Annotated in this window: 18 protein-coding genes and 1 other RNA gene; 1 reads left to right on the plus strand and 18 read right to left on the minus strand. The window is 60.2% G+C overall.

The annotated features are described in order from the left end of the window. From mnmA to G454_RS0115910, 14 genes are all read right to left on the minus strand, one after another. Positions 1–1,092, minus strand: a complete 1,092-nt coding sequence (mnmA, locus tag G454_RS0115850; RefSeq protein ID WP_027719338.1) for a tRNA 2-thiouridine(34) synthase MnmA — start codon at positions 1,090–1,092, stop codon at positions 1–3. Further along, entirely contained in the window at positions 1,092–1,484 is a 393-nt protein-coding gene (nifU, locus tag G454_RS0115855; RefSeq protein ID WP_027719339.1) for a Fe-S cluster assembly scaffold protein NifU, read from the minus strand. Before nifU ends, mnmA begins: the two co-directional genes overlap by 1 nt. Before the next feature lie 13 nt (positions 1,485–1,497). Then, positions 1,498–2,724 (minus strand): cysteine desulfurase NifS, encoded by a 1,227-nt coding sequence (gene nifS, locus G454_RS0115860; protein ID WP_027719340.1) that lies wholly within the window; start codon positions 2,722–2,724, stop codon positions 1,498–1,500. Beyond that, positions 2,721–3,164 (minus strand): RrF2 family transcriptional regulator, encoded by a 444-nt coding sequence (locus G454_RS0115865; RefSeq protein ID WP_027719341.1) that lies wholly within the window; start codon positions 3,162–3,164, stop codon positions 2,721–2,723. Before G454_RS0115865 ends, nifS begins: the two co-directional genes overlap by 4 nt. A gap of 95 nt (positions 3,165–3,259) precedes the next feature. Further along, on the minus strand, positions 3,260–4,558 hold the full coding sequence (locus G454_RS0115870; RefSeq protein ID WP_035108153.1) for a replication-associated recombination protein A: 1,299 nt from the start codon (positions 4,556–4,558) through the stop codon (positions 3,260–3,262). Positions 4,559–4,633: 75 nt separating this feature from the next. Then, positions 4,634–4,912: a transcriptional regulator gene (locus G454_RS0115875; protein ID WP_027719343.1), complete on the minus strand. Its 279-nt coding sequence runs from the start codon at positions 4,910–4,912 to the stop codon at positions 4,634–4,636. Positions 4,913–5,075: 163 nt separating this feature from the next. After that, a complete protein-coding gene (gene trxA / locus G454_RS0115880; RefSeq protein WP_027719344.1) occupies positions 5,076–5,405 on the minus strand; it encodes a thioredoxin in 330 nt (109 codons plus the stop codon). A gap of 84 nt (positions 5,406–5,489) precedes the next feature. Further along, positions 5,490–5,686: non-coding RNA, 6S RNA (gene ssrS, locus G454_RS21160), on the minus strand. A gap of 55 nt (positions 5,687–5,741) precedes the next feature. After that, positions 5,742–7,544 carry an aspartate--tRNA ligase gene (aspS, locus tag G454_RS0115885; protein ID WP_035108168.1) on the minus strand — a complete coding sequence of 601 codons (1,803 nt, stop codon included), beginning with the start codon at positions 7,542–7,544 and terminating at the stop codon, positions 5,742–5,744. Next, entirely contained in the window at positions 7,522–8,829 is a 1,308-nt protein-coding gene (gene hisS / locus G454_RS0115890; protein ID WP_027719346.1) for a histidine--tRNA ligase, read from the minus strand. The genes aspS and hisS overlap by 23 nt, the downstream gene beginning before the upstream one ends. Before the next feature lie 128 nt (positions 8,830–8,957). Continuing rightward, a complete protein-coding gene (locus G454_RS0115895; RefSeq protein ID WP_027719347.1) occupies positions 8,958–9,713 on the minus strand; it encodes a CpaE/TadZ family protein in 756 nt (251 codons plus the stop codon). 31 nt (positions 9,714–9,744) lie between these two features. Continuing rightward, complete coding sequence (locus G454_RS0115900) at positions 9,745–10,344, minus strand: MBL fold metallo-hydrolase (RefSeq protein WP_211230140.1); 600 nt, start codon at positions 10,342–10,344, stop codon at positions 9,745–9,747. Positions 10,345–10,391: 47 nt separating this feature from the next. Continuing rightward, on the minus strand, positions 10,392–10,841 hold the full coding sequence (gene dtd, locus G454_RS0115905) for a D-aminoacyl-tRNA deacylase (protein WP_027719349.1): 450 nt from the start codon (positions 10,839–10,841) through the stop codon (positions 10,392–10,394). A 176-nt stretch (positions 10,842–11,017) separates the two neighbouring features. Next, positions 11,018–11,767 (minus strand): DUF72 domain-containing protein, encoded by a 750-nt coding sequence (locus G454_RS0115910; protein WP_027719350.1) that lies wholly within the window; start codon positions 11,765–11,767, stop codon positions 11,018–11,020. 201 nt (positions 11,768–11,968) lie between these two features. On the opposite strand from G454_RS0115910, the gene G454_RS0115915 reads away from it, so the two are divergent. Continuing rightward, entirely contained in the window at positions 11,969–13,639 is a 1,671-nt protein-coding gene (locus G454_RS0115915) for a copper amine oxidase N-terminal domain-containing protein (RefSeq protein ID WP_027719351.1), read from the plus strand. Here the strand turns inward: G454_RS0115915 and G454_RS0115920 are convergent. The 4 genes from G454_RS0115920 to G454_RS0115935 are packed head-to-tail and all read right to left on the minus strand — an operon-like array spanning position 13,636 to position 19,034. Next, the gene (locus tag G454_RS0115920; protein ID WP_035108154.1) at positions 13,636–15,783 is read right to left on the minus strand and encodes a RelA/SpoT family protein; all 2,148 of its coding nucleotides are present in this window, start codon (positions 15,781–15,783) and stop codon (positions 13,636–13,638) included. The genes G454_RS0115915 and G454_RS0115920 overlap by 4 nt on opposite strands. Positions 15,784–15,828: 45 nt before the next feature. Then, positions 15,829–18,522 carry a single-stranded-DNA-specific exonuclease RecJ gene (gene recJ, locus G454_RS0115925; RefSeq protein WP_051276613.1) on the minus strand — a complete coding sequence of 898 codons (2,694 nt, stop codon included), beginning with the start codon at positions 18,520–18,522 and terminating at the stop codon, positions 15,829–15,831. 27 nt (positions 18,523–18,549) lie between these two features. Continuing rightward, the gene (locus tag G454_RS0115930) at positions 18,550–18,825 is read right to left on the minus strand and encodes an acylphosphatase (protein WP_245574439.1); all 276 of its coding nucleotides are present in this window, start codon (positions 18,823–18,825) and stop codon (positions 18,550–18,552) included. A gap of 26 nt (positions 18,826–18,851) precedes the next feature. After that, on the minus strand, positions 18,852–19,034 hold the full coding sequence (locus tag G454_RS0115935) for a DUF6485 family protein (RefSeq protein WP_245574437.1): 183 nt from the start codon (positions 19,032–19,034) through the stop codon (positions 18,852–18,854). Between the last annotated feature and the right edge of the window lie 431 nt (positions 19,035–19,465).

The raw sequence follows: 19,465 nt of genomic DNA on the forward strand, positions 1-19,465 counted from the left end.
CTACGAGGTGCTCCTCCCGGCTATTATCCCGCCCCCCACCACGCACTGGCCCCGGTAATAGACCACCGCCTGGCCGGGGGTGATGGCCCTCTGGGGCTCTAAAAAGCTTACCTTCACCCGCCCTTCCCCCAGGGGGCTGATAACTGCCGGGGCGGGGCGGGACCTGTAGCGGATCTGCGCCTGCACCTCCAAGGGCGAGGTTAGCTCCTCAATGGAAATGAAATTGTTGTCTTCGGCAACCAGCTCGCTCCTCCAGAGCGCCTCCTGCGGCCCCAGGATTACCGCATTGCGGGTCGGGTCGATGTCCACCACGTACAGCCTCCTACCGGCAGCAATCCCCAGCCCCCGGCGCTGGCCCACGGTATAAAACGGCAGCCCCTCATGCCAACCGAGAACGTTGCCTTCCAGGTCCAGGAAAGGGCCCGGCTTAATCTGCGACCCGGCCACTTCCCTTAAAAACTCCCGGTAGTCGTCGTCCGGGATGAAGCATATTTCCTGGCTCTCGGGTTTTTCGGCCACCGGGAGATTTCTTTCACGGGCCATTTGCCGCACTTCCTCCTTGGTATAATCGCCCAGGGGCATCAGGGTGTGGGCCAGCTGTTCTTGCGTAAGGGTGTACAAGAAATACGTTTGATCCTTCTGCTCGTCCCGCGAACGGCACAGGTAATAGCGGTTACGCCTCCCGTCGTAAACAATACGCGCATAATGGCCGGTGGCCACGTAGGTGGCCCCAAGGGCGCGCGCCTTCCGCAGGAGTAATTCAAACTTGATGAAGCGGTTGCAGGCAATGCAGGGGTTGGGCGTGCGACCGCGCAGGTATTCAGCGCAAAAGTAGCGGATTACCCTTTCTTCAAAGGCACGCCGGAAGTTGAGGACGTAATAGGGGATACCCAGGCGGTTGGCAACGCGGCGGGCATCCTCCACCGCCGCTAGGGAACAGCAGCCCACGTGCTCACCGGCCACCTCGGTCACCGCCGGGTCCCAGATCTGCATGGTTACCCCTATGACCTCGTAACCCCTTTCAACTAAAAGAGCGGCGGTTACCGAACTGTCCACGCCGCCGCTCATGGCCACCAGTACCCTGGTTCCCATTAACCACCACCCGTTTTCTCCTGCCGTTCCTTTTTGCTCAAGTAATCCTTGATGGCCGCATGGAGGGCATCAGCCGCCAGGTTGGAGCAGTGCATTTTCTGCGGGGGGAGGCCCCCCAGGGCCTCGGCCACCTGCCGGTTGCTGACCTGCAGCGCCTCCTCAATGGTCTTCCCCTTCACCATTTCCGTAACCATGCTGCTGGTGGCAATGGCCGCCCCGCACCCGAAGGTTTTGAACTTGATGTCCTCGATGACGTTATTTTTTACCTTGATGTAGATTTTCATGATGTCCCCGCAAACCGGATTACCCACCTGGCCTACCCCATCGGCATCGGGAATCTCCCCTACGTTCCGGGGGTTCATAAAATGATCCATTACTTTTTCAGAATACATTAACGGTGACCCCCTATCCCTTACATATGTGGCTCACCCGGCAGCCGTTGCAGTGATTGGAAACGGTAAACTCCGTCTCCTGGTCCAGCGGCGACATGGCGCGCAGCCTCTCCACAATCGGCGGCATTACTTCCAGGAAGTAGTCAATGTCTTCCTCTGTATTATCCCGCCCCAGCGTGATGCGGATGGAGCCGTGGGCCACCTCCGGTGGGATGCCCATGGCCAGCAAAACATGGGAGGGCTCCAGGGAACCGGAGGTGCACGCGGAGCCGCTGGAGGCGGCAATCCCCTTTAAGTCAAGGCTCAAAAGCATGGACTCCCCTTCGATAAATTCAAAGCAGAAGCTGGCGTGGTTGGGCAGGCGCTTGGTGGGGTGCCCGGTCAGGCGGACATGGCTTATTCTGGTGGTAACCTCGCGGATAAGCTTATCGCGCAGCCTGGCCAGCCGCGCCGACTCCTCCTCCATGCTGGCCATGGCCAGCTCCACCGCCTTGCCAAAGCCTACAATGCCCGGCGTGTTTTCCGTGCCGGCCCGGCGCAGGCGCTCCTGGGCTCCCCCGTGGAAGAGGGTCTGCTTCCAGCGGGTTCCCTTCCTTATGTACAGTGCCCCTACCCCTTTGGGCCCGTATATCTTGTGAGCGGAAATGGTGAGCAGGTCCACATTCAGCTCATCCACGTTGACCGGAATTCTCCCGAAGCTCTGCACGGCATCCGTGTGGAAAATAATGCCCTTTTCCTTGGCCAGGCGGCCTATCTCGGCAATGGGCATGATGGTGCCCACTTCATTGTTGGCGTGCATGATGCTTATTAAAATGGTCTTATCGGTAATGGCCGCCGCCACGTCCTCCACGCTGACCATGCCGTACTTGTCCACCGGTAAAACGGTTACGGTAAAGCCCTCCTTGCCGAGGGCTTTCACGGTATTGAGCACCGCATGGTGCTCCACGGCACTGGTAATGATGTGGTTGCCGCGGTTGCGGTTGGTGTAGGCCACCCCGTGAATGGCCATGTTGTCGGCTTCCGTGCCGCCGCTGGTAAACACAATTTCGCTCGGGTGCGCCCCGATGGCTGCGGCCACCTTTTCCCTCGCCTCTTCCACGGCCTTGCGGGCCCTCTGGCCAAACCAGTGAAGGCTGGTGGGGTTACCAAAGTTATCCCTCAAAAACTCGCACATCACCTCCACCACTTCCGGGTGCACCGGTGTGGTGGCGCTGTGGTCAAAGTATATGCGGCGGGTCATGTAGCGTTATGGCCTCCCTTCCTAACATCTTCCGCTTCCCGGCAAAGATCGGCCAGGCTGATGGAGTCCAGAGTGCTTGCCACGGCATCCCGCACCCGGAGCCACACGGTGCGCGCGCGGCAGTACGTAACGCGGTCGCATGCCACCGGGTCGCCCTCTTTCACGCAGGAAACCGGCGCAATTGGGCCTTCCAGGGCACGGATCACCTCTCCCACTTTAATTTTCTCCGGCTCGCGTGCCAGCATATACCCCCCCTGGGCCCCCCTCACACCCTTGACCAGCCCGGCCTGGCGCAGGAGGGCGATGAGCTGCTCTAGGTAATGTTCGGATATGCCCTGCCTTTCGGCCACGCTCCGCAAAGCCACCGGGCCCTGGCCGTAGCGCAGGGCAAGGTCCATGATGGCCTTTAAGCCGTAGTGTCCCCGGGTGGACAGGCGCACCTGCCTCACTCCTGCCGTTTTGGACTCCCGTTCAAATTCCTACAAAAATACTCGGAATTCGTTGGTTATGATTTTAATATATCCGGGAGGGCCTGTCAATTCTCCTCACCCTGGCCCGACGGCTCGTAAAAAACGCGACCGGCCAGCTCAGGGGGAAGGTACTGCTGCGGGACATAGTGCCCCGGGTAGTCATGGGGGTACTTATACCCCCTGCCGTGGCCGAGCTCGGCGGCACCGCTGTAGCTGGCATCCCTCAGGTGAGGAGGCACGGGATGGGATCTCTCCCTTTCCACCGTTTCCATGGCCCTGTTGATGGCCCGCAGGACGGAGTTGCTCTTCGGCGCCCTGGCTATGTAGATGGCGGCTTCGGCCATAATGAGGGCCGCTTCGGGCAAGCCCACCCTTTCCACCGCCTGGGCCGCTGCCGTAGCCAGCAGGAGGGCCCTGGGATCGGCCAGCCCCACGTCCTCGGCGGCGTGGATGATGAGCCGCCGGCAGATGAAGTGCGGGTCTTCCCCGGCGTAAAGGAGGCGGGCCAGCCAGTACACGGTGGCCTGGGGATCGGAGCCACGCATGCTCTTAATAAAGGCGGACACCACGTCGTAGTGCTCATCTGCCCGGTCGTATTTGAGAACCTGCTTGCCGCTGGCCTGCTGGGCCACACGCAAGTCAACGCGCCTGATGCCGTCCTCCCCGGGAGGAGTGTGCAGCACGGCTATTTCCAGGTAATTCAAAGCCGCCCTGGCATCGCCGTTGGAGGCCCGCGCCAGGTGCTCCAGCGCGGCAGGCTCTACTTCTACCCGGTAGGAGCCGAGCCCCCTTTCCCTGTCGGCCAGCGCCCTCCGGAGGATGCGCGCGATGTCTTCCTCCCCGAGCGGCTCCAGGCGGTAGAGGTGGACCCTGCTCAGCAAGGGCCGAATGACGGAAAACATGGGGTTTTCGGTGGTGGAGCCAATTAAAGTGATCAGCCCCTTTTCCACCGCCCACAGGAGGGCATCCTGCTGCGCTTTATTAAAGCGGTGGATTTCGTCAATGAAAAGAATGGTCTTTTGATTATAGTAGGCCCTCCTCTCCCGGGCCTCTTCAATAACCCGCCTGATCTCCCCCACACCGGACGTAACGGCGTTGAGGGTGACAAAGAACGCCCTGGTCGCGCGCGCAATAATGTGGGCCAGGGTGGTTTTGCCCGTGCCGGGAGGCCCCCAGAGGATAAGGGAGGGTACCAGGTCGGCTTCAAGGGCCCGGCGAAGGGGCGTCCCCTCGCCGACAACGGAAAGCTGGCCCTCAAATTCCTCTAAAGTACGCGGGCGCATGCGCTCGGCCAGGGGGGCTTCCCTTTCTAGGGTTTCTTTTGCCGCTCGCGTGAAAAGATCCTCCAAGGCGCACCACCTCATGAACTATTATACCGCCCATAGGATAAGGAAAAAGCCGGCCTTTCACATAAAGGCCGGCCCAAAACAGGCATTCGCTTAACTGGCCTTTTTAACTATAAGGTTTAGGTAATCTCCTCCCAGCTTGGTGACGCTGCAGATTTTGCTCTTGCCCTCCGTAGAGACGTCCACCAGGCCAAGGGCGTACAGCTGCATCACCACATGGTCCAGAACCGCCCTTTTAACCTTGGCGGTGAGAGACAGCTCCTCCTTGTTCATGCTTCCCTGCTCGGCCAGGGCATGAAGGACTCTCTCCGCCTCGCTGGGCAAACGCTCGCTGACTTTCTGGAAATACTCCACAAGGCTAATACCGGTCATAAAGGTCACCTCCTGCAAAGTTTTTATTTTTCCTGCCCTTTGCTAATAGTATGGTCATTCCTTTAACGAGATAATACATCCCAGAACAAAAAAAAAATTTAAGGCACGCTTTTTACTTTCCCGCGTGCCTTAAAATTCTCTCTCCGGTATGTCAATAAATTAATTATAAGTGCTTATCCAGGAGGGCCTTTATTTCCCTTTTTGTTTTAAAACCCACCGAGCGCTCCACTTCTTGGCCGTTCTTAAAGACGATGAGCGTGGGAATGCTGATCACCTTGTACTGGGCCGGCGTCTTCTGGTTCTCGTCCACGTTGAGCTTGGCCACCTGCACCTTCCCCGCATATTCGGCGGCTATTTCTTCTATTACCGGTGCAATCATCCTGCAGGGCCCGCACCATTCCGCCCAGAAATCCACCAGGACGGGTACCTGGGAGTTAGTGACAAACTCCCTGAAGGTAGCGTCCTTTAAAATTTGGATATTCCCGCTCCCCAACCCTTTCTCCCCTTTCTCCCGAAAAACTAACTAGCCTCATTTCATTATAATACCCGGTTAAAGGCGGTGTCAATTTGTATACACAAAAACCCCACCGATGCCGTGAACCCCCAAGTTCCCTGAACCCGGTCCTCACAAGGTGGGTGCCCTCCTAACTGTTTCTTGCTTCCTCATCTCCCGGTCAGGGGAGGAGGCCTGCATTCCACAGCCAGAGCCCGGGCTCCCTTTTTGTTGGTGTTGGCTCAGAACTTCAGAGGCGTTCACGCGCATAGCAGGGTTTTGGCCTTGCAGCTTTATGTTAACACAAAGCGCGGCCCTTTGCAAGGGGAAACCCGTCTAGGAGCGCGCCGCCCTTGCCTCCGGGGGGAGGTGAACCCTGATGTGCAGCTCCCGCAGCTGGTCCGGAGAGACCTCGCTGGGGGCCCGGGTCATTAGCTCGGCGGCGCTCTGGGTCTTGGGGAAGGCTATAACGTCCCTGATGGTCTTCTTGCCGGCCATGAGCATCACCAGGCGGTCAAAGCCAAAGGCGATGCCCCCGTGGGGAGGAGTGCCGTATTCAAAGGCTTCGAGCATGAAGCCAAACTTCTCCCGGGCCTCCTGGGGTTTCAAGCCGATGGCCGCAAACATCTCTTCCTGCACGTCGCGGCGGTGGATGCGGATGCTCCCGCCTCCCACCTCCACGCCGTTTAACACCAGATCGTAGGCCCTGGCCCTCACCCGCCCCGGATCGGTCCTGAGCAGGGGAATGTCTTCCTCCCGGGGCGAGGTAAACGGATGGTGGACGGCCACAAAGCGGCCCTCTTCCTCGTCGTAGGTTAAAAGGGGAAAGTCAACCACCCACACAAAATTAAAAGTGCCCTCCGGGATAAGACCCAGCCGCTGGGCCAGGTGCAGGCGCAGCGCCCCCAGGGAGGCGGCCACCACCTCGGGTTTATCGGCCACAAAGAGGAGCAGGTCGCCCGGCGAGGCCTCCAGGCGTTCCAGGATGGCCTTTATTTCTTCCGCGGTAAAGAACTTGGCAATGGGCGATTTCACGCCTTCAGGAGTGACGTAAAGGTAGGCCAGGCCCCTGGCACGGTAGTTGGCCACAAAGGCCGTAAGTTCTTCGAGATCCTTGCGGCTGAAATTGCCGCAGCCCCTGGCGTTAATGCCCTTTACCTGCCCTCCCGCCTCTGCGGCAGAAGCAAACACTTTAAAGCCGCACTTCAGGGCTATGTCGGTAACGTCCTTTAGCTCCATGCCAAAGCGGGTGTCCGGCTTGTCCGTGCCAAAGCGTTCCATGGCCTCGCGGTAGGAAAGCCTTGGAAAAGGACGGGAAAGCGCGATGCCAATGGTTTCCCGGAACAGGTAGACCATCATTTCTTCCATCAGTTCCAAGACGTCGTCCACATCCACAAAAGACATTTCGATGTCGATCTGCGTAAACTCCGGCTGGCGGTCGGCGCGCAAATCCTCGTCCCGGAAGCAGCGCACGATTTGAAAGTAGCGGTCGATCCCCGCCACCATGAGGATTTGCTTGTAAAGCTGCGGCGACTGGGGCAGGGCATAAAAGCAGCCGGGGTTCAGCCGGCTGGGCACTAGGAAATCGCGCGCCCCTTCCGGCGTGCTGCGGGTAAGCATGGGCGTTTCGATTTCCCAGAAGCCGTGCCTGTCCAGGAAGTCCCGCACCGCCTTTGCCGCGCGATGCCGCAGGGCCAGGGCCTGCTGCATTTCCGGACGCCGCAGGTCCAGGTAACGGTAGCGCAGGCGTACGTTTTCGTCCACCTCCACACCGTCTTCAATGGGAAAGGGCGGCGTCTTGGCCTGGTTTAACACGCGCAACTCCCCGGCCACCACTTCAACTTCACCGGTGGCCAGGTTCCTGTTTTCCGTGCCTTCCGGGCGCGCTTCCACCCGGCCGGCCACGGCCAAAACATACTCCGCCCGCACGGCCTCGGCCTTGGCAAAGGCCTCCCCGGAGCGGTCGGGGCTCACCACCACCTGCACTATTCCCGTGCGGTCCCTCAGGTCGATGAAGATTACCCCGCCGTGATCCCGCCGGCGGTGCACCCAGCCCATTAACACCACTTTCTCGCCCACGTGTGACCTGCGCAGCAAGCCGCAGTAATGGGTACGCTTAAGCCCCTGCATGGTTTCCATTAACAGGCGCACTCTCCTTTCTGCCGGTGCAACGGAGTTTTACTTCCTCCACCAGTTTGGACAGCGGCACCTCTTCCTGGATGCCGGTACGCATGTCGCGCAGGATGACCGCCCCGCGCGCAAGTTCCCCCGCGCCGCAAATGGCCACCAGCCCCACGCCCAGCTTGCCGGCAAACTTCATTTGCGCCTTCAGGCTCCGCCCCATGTAGTCGCGGTCCGCCGCAAGGCCGCTTTTCCTCAGCTGCTGAACCAGGACCAGGGATTGCTCCCGGGCTGCTTCATCGGCGGCAACCAGAAAAACGTCCAGCCCGGGCGGCGAGGGCACGGAGATGCCCTGCCGCTCCATGGCCAGGAGGACGCGCTCCAGCCCCGAGGCAAAGCCAATGCCGGGCACATCAGGGCCCCCGCACGCCTCCACCAGGCCGTCATAACGACCGCCCCCGCCGATGGAGCTTTGTGCCCCTACATCCCTGGCCACGACCTCAAAAGCCGTGCGGTTGTAGTAATCCAGGCCTCGCACCAGGCAGGGATTCACGGTATAGGGCACCCCCAACTGCTCCAGGTACCCTAGCACGGCTCGGAAGTGATCCTCGCACGGGGAACAAAGGGAGCCCAGCACGGTGGGAGCGCCCTGCGCGGCCCCCCGGCAGCCCTCCTCCTTGCAGTCCAGTATGCGCAAGGGGTTGCGTTCCAGGCGGTCCCGGCAGTGCCGGCACAATACACCGTCCCGCTCCCGGAAAAACTCCCGCAGCCTTTCACGGAAAACCGGGCGGCACTGCGGGCACCCGAGGCTGTTCACGTGCAGTTCGATTTCCTTTAAGCCCAGCCGGGAGTACAGGTCCATGGCCATGGCCATGACCTCGGCATCCAGCGCCGGGTCATGCGAACCCAAGGCCTCCACCCCGAACTGGTGAAACTGGCGGTAGCGTCCGGCCTGCGGGCGATCATAGCGGAACATCGGCCCTAGATAATAAAGCTTCACCGGCTGCGGGCCAGCATAAAGCCGGTTCTCCAGGTAAGCCCGCACCACCGCCGCCGTCCCTTCCGGCCTTAAGGAAATGCTGCGGTTACCGCGGTCTTTAAAGGTATACATCTCCTTTTCCACAATGTCTGTGGCTTCCCCCACGCTCCGCTCGAAAAGCTCCGTGTGCTCAAAAATGGGGGTGCGAATTTCCCGGTAACCGTATTCCCGACAGAGGTTGCGGATCACCTGTTCTAAATACTGCCACTTTTCCACTTCCCCGGGAAGGATATCGCTGGTACCCCGGGGCCTGGTGGTCAGCATGGCGCGGAGACCTCCTTAACAGCATAAGCTCCCGCACCCGGTCGCCCACGCAACCACGCAAAAGGCCGGGACGGGAGCAACTCCCTCTTTTCCTCCCCAAATATTTTATGAACCGGAAAAGGCGCCTGTCAACCAAGCTGCTCCAGGCGCGCCACCAGCTCCTCCAGCGCCTGCGTGTAGCGGCTGAGCTCTTCATAGGAAACAGGCCTGGGCCCGAAGCGCTGGTTTAGCCTCGGGTGTTCGGGAAGCACCCCCGCCAGGGGGATGCCCAGCGCCACCGCAGCCTCCTGGGGAGCCTCATCTGCCAAGGACGGCAGGCGGTTGCACACCAGGTAGAAGTTGCCGGTATCCAGCCCGGCTTCTCTTAAGCGCTCTAAGGTTTCAGCTGCGTGCTGGAGGTGATAACGGTAGGTATCCTCCACCAGGAGGACCACCCCCGCCTGGGAGAGCAGGCACAAGACATACTCCCGCACCACAGAGCGGGTATCGAAAACAACCACTTCGTAGTCCGTGCGCTTGAGATGGGAAAGCACCACCTCCACCATCTCTGCCGCCCTGCCGGGATAGTCGCGCGGGCTGGCGGCCAGCACAAAAAGCCCCGTATAATGCTGCTGGATAAGGGAGGTCACCCTTTCCAGGGGAAACTCGATTTCATAATAAGGCCGCCCTTCGCGCATGAGCTCGTCTATTTCCTGGAGCCACTGGCCCAGGTTGGGTTCGGGAGGTAGTTTCAGCAACCCGGCCACCTGGCCCCCGCCCAGGGCCATGTCTACCAGCAGGGTCTTTTTGCGCCGCAGGCAGTATGCCCCGGCCAGTTCCAGGGCTACGGCGGTTTTGCCGGCACCTTCCCTGGTCCCGTAAACGGCCACCAGTTTCTGCCCCATAACTCTTCACACCCCGTAGCAGGCAAGTTGCCTAAAAGAGATCCGTTAGGAAAGGGTTATACCTTGCTTCTTCCCCAACGGTCGATGTAGGTCCGTGGCCGGGCAACACTTTAGTTTCCGGAGGGTACACCAGGAGTTTTTCTTTAATAGAACGGATGAGCTGCTGGTGGCTGCCCCCGGGAAAATCGGAGCGGCCCACCGAGCCGGCAAAAAGAGTGTCCCCGGTTATCAAACAGTCCCCTACTTCCAGGGAGATGCTGCCCGGCGTGTGCCCGGGAGTATGTATTACTTTTAAGGTCAACTTGCCCACCGTCACGGTGTCGCCGTCCTCCAGTAGCCTTTCGGCCGGGTCAAAGCTCAAGGCCATGCCCACGTAGAGGGAGAGGTTGCTGGCCGGGCTGGTCAGCATTTTTCCGTCCTCGCGGTGTATGAGCACCTCGGCCCCCGTAGCCTCTTTCACCTGGCCTACGGCCCCAATATGGTCGGCGTGACCGTGGGTGAGAATTATGTACCGGCACGTGAGCCCTAGCTGCTCGAGGCGGCGCAAGATACGCCCTCCCTCTGCACCGGGATCTACCACCGCCGCTTCTTTTGTCTCCGGGCAGCCGATAATGTAGCAGTTGGCCGCCATGGGACCCACAGGAAAGCCCTCCAAAATCAACCGGCATACCCCCCTTTTTAAAATTCCTTCTTGCTATCCAGCAAAACGGTTACAGGCCCCTCATTGACAAGCTCCACCTGCATGTGCGCGCCAAAAACACCGGCGGCCACGCGGACCCCCTGTTCCTTCAAGTAGTCCATGAAAAGCCCGTAAAGCAGCCGCGCTTCTTCCTGGCCCGCCGCCCGCTCAAAGCTGGGGCGCCTGCCGTGCCGGCAGTCGCCGTAAAGGGTAAACTGCGAAACCACCATTACCTCCCCGCCAACGTCCAGGACGGAAAGGTTCATCTTGCCGCGCTCGTCCTCAAAAATGCGCAGGTGCGCCACCTTTTGGGCCAGGTACCTTGCATCCTCAGGGGTATCTCCCAGGCCCACTCCCAGGAGGACCAGAAGCCCCCGCCCGGTGGCGGAAACCACCTCCCCGTTCACCGCCACTGCGCTCCTGGAGACACGCTGCACCACCGCCCGCACTGCCCTTCTCCTCCTTAGAAGTAGCCGGCGTGCGCGCCTGCCTTTCCGGCATATTAACACCTTAACACCGGAAACCCCGGCAAATCAAGATCCCGATCCGCAAAACCCACTTTAAATTTTTATTCCCCGCCTCCGACCCCCCTTCCTGCACCCGCCGCAAGGGTTGTCTCGGGGAGTTACGGCCTTCCTACCAGGGCGCGCAGCTCCGCGGCGTTATGTAGCGCGTGACCTTCGGCGTCGTTATTAAAGTAGGCATATACGTCTAGGCCCTGCCCGAGCCAGCCCTCGATCCTGCGCGCCCAGGTGCCGAGCTCTGCGGTGCTGTAGTTCGAGCGGTACAACTGCTTGCCCCCGTGAAACCGCAGGTACACAAAGTCGGCCGTAATTTCCTCCGCTTGCGGCCAGCGGGGAGAGTCGCCGATGCAAAGGGCAAAGTTACCGGCGGCAAGAATCCTGTAGGTGGGCGGCGCAAACCAGCTGCGGTGGCGAAACTCAAAGGCGTGGCGGGTGCGGGCCGCAGGAGGGATTTCCCGCAGCAGGGCACAGAATGCCGCTAATAGCGCCTCATCTGACTGGAAGCTCGGCGGAAACTGCCAGAGCACCACGGCCAGTTTCTCTTCCAGGTGAGCGGCGCAACGGAAAAAGCTTGCCACAGCCTCGCCGACGTCGCTCAGTCGCCGCAAGTGGGTGATGAAACGGTGTCCCTTGAGGGCAAAGCGGAAGTCCGGAGGCGTAGTCTCGTGCCACTTCTCAAAGGTGCGCGGCTGGACCTGCCGGTAAAAGGTCACGTTCAGCTCCACCGTGTTGAAGTGCTCGGCATAGAACCCCAGCCAAGCGCGCGCAGGCATTTCGGGTGGGTAGAACCGCTCCCGCCAGTGGGGGTAGTTGTATCCGCTCGTGCCTATGTAAAGGCCGCCGGTCGCCAAGCCATCGTCACCTCCCGAAGACCCAGGGCCGGATTTTCCACGAAAGCCCCGCTCCCCGGCTTTTTACGCCCAACCTGCGGGCCCAAGCTGACCCGTACACGGAAAAACCCGCATTGCCCTCTGCCGCCGTCAACCGTAAAATAACCTTTCTGGAAGGCATCCCGCCATATTATATCGGGAGGTGCGGTTGCCACCAACGCCATGCGCAGTGCCAAAGCGGTGCTCTTTGCCCTTGCTTTCGCAGCGATTACCACATTGGGCCACGCGGCGGCGGCATCCCAAATAAAATCCGTGGTCATCCTTGCCGGGGCAAGCGAGATATGGGTGGAGGGCCAGGTTAGGAAGCTACCGGCAGCCCCATACCTTTCCGGCGATTACCTGATGGTCCCGCTAAGGCAGGTCGCCGAGGCGCTCGGGGGCAAAGTTGAGTGGCAAAGCCGCCCGGAAAGCGTAGTGGTAACTTTAAACGGCACCAGCGCCGAGGTTTACCCTGACAGCTCCATCGTCATCATCACCGGGGAAGGCAAGGCCGCCGGGGCAAGGGTACTCCCCGCGGAGGTCAAGAAGTCCGGCTGGGTAACCTTCGTCCCTCTGGCGTTTTTCAGGGAGGCATTTGAGCTGCCGTACGCCGCCTGGCCGGATGAAAAAATGTATTCTCTCGGCTCCGACAACTGCCCTCCGGTGGCACGCTTTGAGGTGGAGGAACCCCTGTACGCCGGTATGCCCGTAAAGTACATAATCAGAGTAAAGGACCGCGAGGGCGACCCCGTCGTTGAAGAACGTTGGACGGGCAGGCAGGATGTTTTCCCCACCCCGGGAAACTACACCGTCACCCTCCAGGTTAAGGACAGCCGCGGTGCCTGGAGCATACCCTACCAGAAAAGCCTCAGGGTTCTCGCCGCCCCAAACGAAGCACGGCCCGGGGAAGTGCTGGCCCAAAGGCCGGAACCGGAGAAAGTTACCTACCGCCCCGCCAAGAACCGGTCCGGCCCCAGGCTCCTTTTCAGCAACAGCCCGGAGTATGTGGATAAGCCGGGTATTCTCTACCGGGACAAAGCCGGCGGGAAGGTGAGGCTGTACTTCTGGCATGCGGTAACCTCCCCCCTTCCCCTCAAGCTCTGCCTCCTGGCGGTAAATAAAGGCCAGGAGCTGGCCGTTCTCTTTGCCTTGCGCGGGGGCTTTGCCGGCCCTTCGAAAGATGCCCATGCCGTGGCCAAAGAAGCCCTCCGCTCGTTTTACCGGTCCCCGCAGCAGGAAAAGCACTGCATCCGCCCCGGTGAGGCCCTGGTGCTCCACGAAACTGCACCTGCAGCCGGTGGGGGGCAGATCCTGCACGGCATACTGGATGTGGAAAGCGAAGCGGAGTTGGAGTTTATTTTTGCCGCCCTGCCCGCGCACATGCCGGCAAGGGAAGGTTGGCGCCAGCTACCTCATCTTCCTCCCGACGGCATCCATGCCAGGGGAACTTTCCCTTACGCCACACTGGAAATGGAAATTCGCGGCGTGGGACGTGAAGCCGGGGCCCTCCCGCTTGCGGACGGGAAGGAGGACGAGTTTGCCACCGGCAGAGATAACCTTACCGGAGCGACGGTGGTAAACGTAGGCAATTACGGCATACTGTATAACATCTCCCTGGAGGCGGTACAGGACACCCGGGTATTGCTGGTGGCTACCAGCGGCTGGTTTGGGGGCACGATCTCCGTGGAGGAGAAAATAATTGACGTGCCCGCGACCGGGCACGTTAAACTGCCGGGCGAAGCTATTTTTGTCGAAACCCTAAGGAGAGGACGCTGGTACAGGTTGTCCTTCATGCCCCCCGGCGGCTCCTACCTGCCCGTTAAACTGCTCTTTGTGCCCCTCGCGCGGCTCTAGCTGGTGCGCCTGACCTCATAAATATCCTTTACGCGGTTAATACGGTTAATGATGGTTTCCAGCTGCTCCTTGCTCTGCAGTTCCAGCAGCAGTTCAATGATGGCCCGGTGGTTTTTTAACCCCCGGGCGTTAACCCAGTTGGCGCTGATCCTCATCTCGCTGAGCACGGCCATCACATCGCCCAGGAGACCGGCTCTGTCTATCCCCAGCACCTCAAGCCTTACCTGGAAGGGGAGATGGTAGTTGCCGTTCCAGCTCACCTCCACCAGGCGCTCCTTATCGTGCTGCTGGAACAGGAGGACGTTGCGGCAGTCAAGCCGGTGGATGGATACGCCGCGCCCGCGGGTGATGTAACCGATAATGGGGTCGCCGGGAATGGGGTTGCAGCAGTGGGCCAGCCTGGTCAGCAGGTTATCCGTGCCCTTAACTTTAATACCGTGCACCGTTTCCTGCGAGACGCGCTGCTCGGCCTTTGGGACCTGGGTTAACTCCACCGCCGCCTTCGGCGGCCTGCCCTCTTCCTTCAGGCGGTTTACTACCGCCTGCGCCGTAAGGGTCCCCTCGCCCACCGCCGCGTACAGGTCCTCCAGGGTGGAGAAGTTAAAGCGCTGACCGACGGCCAGCAGGCGCTCTTCCTTGAGCACCTCTACTTCCAGCCCCTGCCGCTTAACTTCCCGCTCCAGGGCCTCCCGGCCTTTAACTATGTTTTCGTCCCGCTGCACCCTCCTGAACCACTGGCGGATGCGGTTCTTGGCCTGGGAGGTTTTGACAATGTTTAACCAGTCCCGGCTGGGGCCCATGGCGTTCTTGGAGGTAATAATCTCTACAATGTCACCGTTCTTCAGCTGGTAATCCAGGGGAACCATGCGCCCGTTTACCTTGGCCCCTATGCAGCGGTGGCCCACCTGCGTGTGAATGCGGTAGGCAAAGTCTATGGGCACGGACCCGGCGGGAAGCTCGATGACGTCTCCCTTGGGGGTGAAAACAAAGACGGAATCGGCAAAAAGATCGATCTTGAGGCTCTCCATAAACTCGCGGGCGTCCCTGAGCTCCCTCTGCCAGTCCAGGAGCTGGCGCAGCCAGGCCAGCTTTTGATCAAAATTGCGGTCCGTCTTGCCGCCTTCCTTGTAGCGCCAGTGGGCGGCAATGCCGTACTCCGCCGTGCGGTGCATCTCGCGGGTGCGGATCTGAATTTCCAGGGGCTCGCCCTGGGGACCTATGACGGTGGTGTGCAGCGACTGGTACATGTTTGACTTGGGCATGGCAATGTAATCCTTGAAACGCCCGGGAATGGGCTTCCAGAGGGCGTGAACCGTGCCCAAAACCGCGTAACAGTCCCGCACGGAATCGACAATCACCCGCACGGCCATGATGTCGTAAATCTCGCTTAAATCTTTTTGCTGCTTTTGCATTTTGGTGTAAATGCTGTAGAGGTGCTTCGGCCTGCCCTGTATGTCGGCATTTATGCTCACTTCCGCAAGCTTCTTTTGCAGGACCTCAATGACCCCTTTAATGTGCTCCTCCCTTTTTACCCTGGTGCGGGCCAGCCTCTCGGCCAGCTCGCGGTACTTCTCCGGCTCAAGGTAAGAAAAGGCCAGGTCCTCCAGCTCCCACTTTAAGCGGTATATTCCCAGGCGGTGGGCCAGGGGAGCAAATATTTCCAGCGTCTCGCGGGCAATTTCCTTGCGCTTCGGCTCGGGGTGATACTTCAGGGTGCGCATGTTGTGCAGCCGGTCGGCCAGCTTTATAAGGATCACCCTGATGTCCCGGGCCATGGCAAAAAACATCTTGCGCAGGTTTTCAGCCTGCTGCTCTTCCCGGGAGCGGTACTCCAGGCGGCTTAATTTAGTCACCCCGTCAACCAGCAGGGCCACTTCTTCGCCGAACTCGGCTTTTACTTCCTCCAGGGTTACTTCCGTATCCTCCACCACATCGTGGAGGAAGGCGGCAACAAGGGTCTGCATATCCATTTCCAGGTCTGCCAGGATGCGGGCCACCGCCAGCGGGTGGTGTATGTATGGCTCACCCGAAATGCGCTTTTGCCCCTGGTGAGCCTGCGCAGCAAAGCGGTAGGCCTTATTTAAAAGCGCAATATCGGCCTGCGGGTTGTATAAAATAACGCGGTGGATGAGTTCCTGGAGCACAGGACTCACTTCCCCCAATACTGGTGGCAAAAGCTTATCAAGTTATTATATCAGGTTTTCTACCCCTCTTCCCAGCACATATTCCACCCAGGCCGAAACTTCCTCCTTGAGCCTCTGCAGGCGGCAAAAAGTAGGCGAACTGCTCAGGTCCCGCTTCTCCCCTTTAATACGGGGGAGCAAAAAACGTCCCTCCGCCACTTTCCTGACCAAACCCAGTTCCTCAAAAACGGTCAAGCCCGCGGCCACGGTGAATTCCTGTGCCCGCGCGTAACCCTCCCGGCGCAGCAGGCCGGCGAGGTGGTGCCAGAAAGGCTCCCGCCGCAGCCCGCGGGGGACTGCTTCCCGGCGGGAAAGCCATCGCAGGGCTATGTACAGCCTGGCCAGAAAATCCCTGTCCGGCACCAGGGATTCTATGTGGTCGCGGATCTCCCGGAGATCCTTTAAATCAAAGCACAGGAACAGCTGCCTTGCCCCGCCCGATCTGGCGGCCCTCAGAACCATCTCCCACTCCTCCCGGTGGCACGGCGGGTCATAGAGAACAACACCATCCAGGCGCGGCGCAGCCGCCAGGCAGGCCGCCGAAGGCGTGACCACCAGGGTGCTTATTTCCCCCAGCGCAAACATGCGGCATATCGCCTCCAGCTGCTCCCAAGGCAGGCCCATGTGGCCAAAGGCCACGCCGGCCTCCGGGCTAACCTGCCGGAAAAAGGCTGCCAGCTCCACCGCCCGGTGGGCCGAGCCGGTTATCACCAGCAGGCGCTCTCCCCTGGCGGCCAGGCGGGCCAGCCAGGAAGAACGGGCAGCCGTGCCGCGCAGGGCGACAACGGAGGGAGCGCGGGGGGTAACTTGCGCCGCACCCCGCGAGGCGGCAATTTCACCTTCAGCCACAAAGGGGAGAGCAGGGGAGAAAAACCCGCCCGCCGCCTGCCGCTGGAGGCATTCGGGAACAAACCAGGAGGTACTCTTTTGCAGGGCCTCTGCCGCCTGTTTAAACAGTTCATCCAGAAAGCCGTTTACTAAAAGCGGCGGGCCCTCCTCCAGGCAGGTGCATCCCGGCTTCCCCGAACTCCGCAGGTCTTTGAGCTCCAGCTGTACCCGCAGGGTTCCGTTCCACCTGTCCAGCACGGGCACGAAGGCTAAATCCAGTGATTCCCCCGGCTTTATTTCTTCCAGATAACTACCTAAAGCAAAGCCAATGGCATCCAGTGCCGTTTCCCGCTCTCTTACCCAGAGCTTCAGGTGGCGCCCATCGCGCCCGGCCTCCCTCACGCTTACCACGCACGCCCCGCGGCAGGCCAGCACCGGCTCGGGATTTCCGGGACCAAAGGGGGCCAGGCACTCCAGTTCGGCCACCGTTTCCGGCACAAGCTCGTCCAGCGAAACAAGGGCATCAATGTCCAGGGAGGGCACGAGGAGCTCCGGCGTGAGAATGCAGGAAGCATACTCGTTTATGGCCGCCCGCAGGTCCTCCACCCGGTCGGCGTGAACGGTAAAACCCGCCGCTCCCTCGTGCCCCCCGTAGGCAAGGAGGTGCTGCCGGCAGTGGTGGAGCGCCCGGTAAAGGTGGAACCCCGGGATGCTGCGCCCGGAACCTTTCCCACGCTCACCCTCAATGCTCACCAGCAGGACAGGCCGGTAGAGCATTTCCACCAAGCGGGAGGCCACAATGCCCGTGACCCCGGGGTGCCAGCCCGAAGAGGCCAGCACCACCACCATCTCCCCGGCCTCCCCGGCTTCAATCATGCCCAGGGCCTCCGCCAGCACTTTCGCCTCCACTTCCTGACGCTTCCTGTTCAGGTGGTCCAGCCCTGCCGCCAATTCTAGGGCCTGGCCCTCATCCCGGCAGAGGAGAAGCTCTACGGCCAGGCGCGGGTCATCCATGCGCCCGGCGGCGTTAAGCCGCGGCGCCAGGGCAAAGCCGACCTCCCTTACCCCCAGCCTCTCGGGCTTTAAGCCGCTCAACTGCATTAAGGCTCTCAAGCCGGGCCGAGAAGTATCTGCCAGCCTGGGCAGGCCGTACTTAACAATAAGGCGGTTCTCTCCCACCAGGGGTACCAGGTCGGCCACCGTGCCCAGGCAGGCGAGGTCCAGGAAATCTTGCCAGGCCTCCCTGCCCTCTCCGGCTGCTTCCAGGAGGGCCTGGGCCAGCTTTAAGGCTACCCCTGCTCCGGCCAGGTCGTTGAAGGGGTATAAAGAGTCCTCTCGGCAGGGGTTAACTACCGCCAGGGCCGGCGGCATTTCCTCGGGCACATGGTGGTGGTCGGTAACGATGACCTCCGGACCACCGGCCTTCCCCGCCTCTTCTATTTCTTTCCTGGCACTCACCCCGCAGTCCACGGTGACCACGAGGCCGTACCCCGCCTGCCTTGCCCAGTTAAGCACGTCGGTATGCAGGCCATACCCCTGATGGAGGCGGTGGGGAATGTAGTAATCCACCTTTGCCCCCAGGCGTCTCAGGGCAGATACCATGAGGGCGGTGGCGGTAACCCCGTCTGTATCGTAATCGCCGTAAACGAGGATCTTTTCTTTCCTTTTAACGGCGGCAACGATCCTCTCCACGGCCACAGGCATGTCCGGCAGCAGAAAGGGATCGGCTGCCTGTTCCAGAGTGCCTCTTAAAAAAAAGCGGGCATCTTCCACCGTAAGCACCCTGCGGTTAACCAGAAGCCGGGCCAGCAGAGGAGAGATACCCATTTCGCGGGAAATAATTTCCTGGAGAACGGGGTCTTGACCCTTCACGCGCCACAATCTCTCTCTGTTCATCCCTTACACCGTCGGAGCAATGGTAAAGTCCTTATATTCGCCCGTATAGGGCTCTTCTACTACCTCCACCTTGTCCACCCGCGAGGCCGGTGGGCCCTTCCTGCACCAGGCCAGTATTTCCTCGACGGCGCTCTCCTCGCCCTCAAACACCGCCTCCACCCGCCCGTCCCGGCGGTTGCGCACCCAGCCGGTAAGGCCAAGCCTGGCGGCCTCATCCCGCGTGTAAACGCGAAAATAAACGCCCTGCACTTTGCCGCTGATAAAAACGTGCCTGCGCACCAACGGCAAAAAACCACCCCCCAGTGCTAGCGGCGGTAGCATTCCACAAAACGGGCATACGAGCGGTCGTAGGTCTTCTCTACCTCAGGAGGGAAGAAACATCCCGGCAGCTGGTTGTACCTGCGGTGGTAGGCCACACACTCGCAGCATTTGCCCTTGCGCGAACATGGCTCGTAGGTACAGGTACACTGGGCCTTATTTTTTTCCACATGGCATTCCATAATTAACCATGCCCCCCTCTCAGTCTTTTACAAATGTATCTTACCGCAGAAAAAATGGCCTGGCAATCCCACCTGCGGACCTAGTCCGTGTCAAGATTCAGTAGGTGCCCTCACAAGAAAATTTCCCTTATGAGACCCCATCACCCAAACGAACGCCTCGAGGAACCTGCCTTGAAACCAAACCGTAGATGGTTTAAACAAGCCACCACAGAGTCGGCCTCAGGAAATAAACACCAGCATGAGCATACCATCCGGTTACATATGCGTCAGACGTGGCCGTAGAGAGCAATCAGGCCTGCCGCCAGCTTTTTGCTCCCCCGGTGCTGGACGCCTCCAGGGCCAACGACCCCGACGTAGGGAGCGTGACGCCGGTGAGGTTCTGAATTGCCGACAGGCGGGGTGAAGACTTTTTGACTACG

The organism is Desulfovirgula thermocuniculi DSM 16036, from assembly GCF_000429345.1.
GTDB classification, from domain to species: domain Bacteria; phylum Bacillota; class Desulfotomaculia; order Desulfotomaculales; family Desulfovirgulaceae; genus Desulfovirgula; species Desulfovirgula thermocuniculi.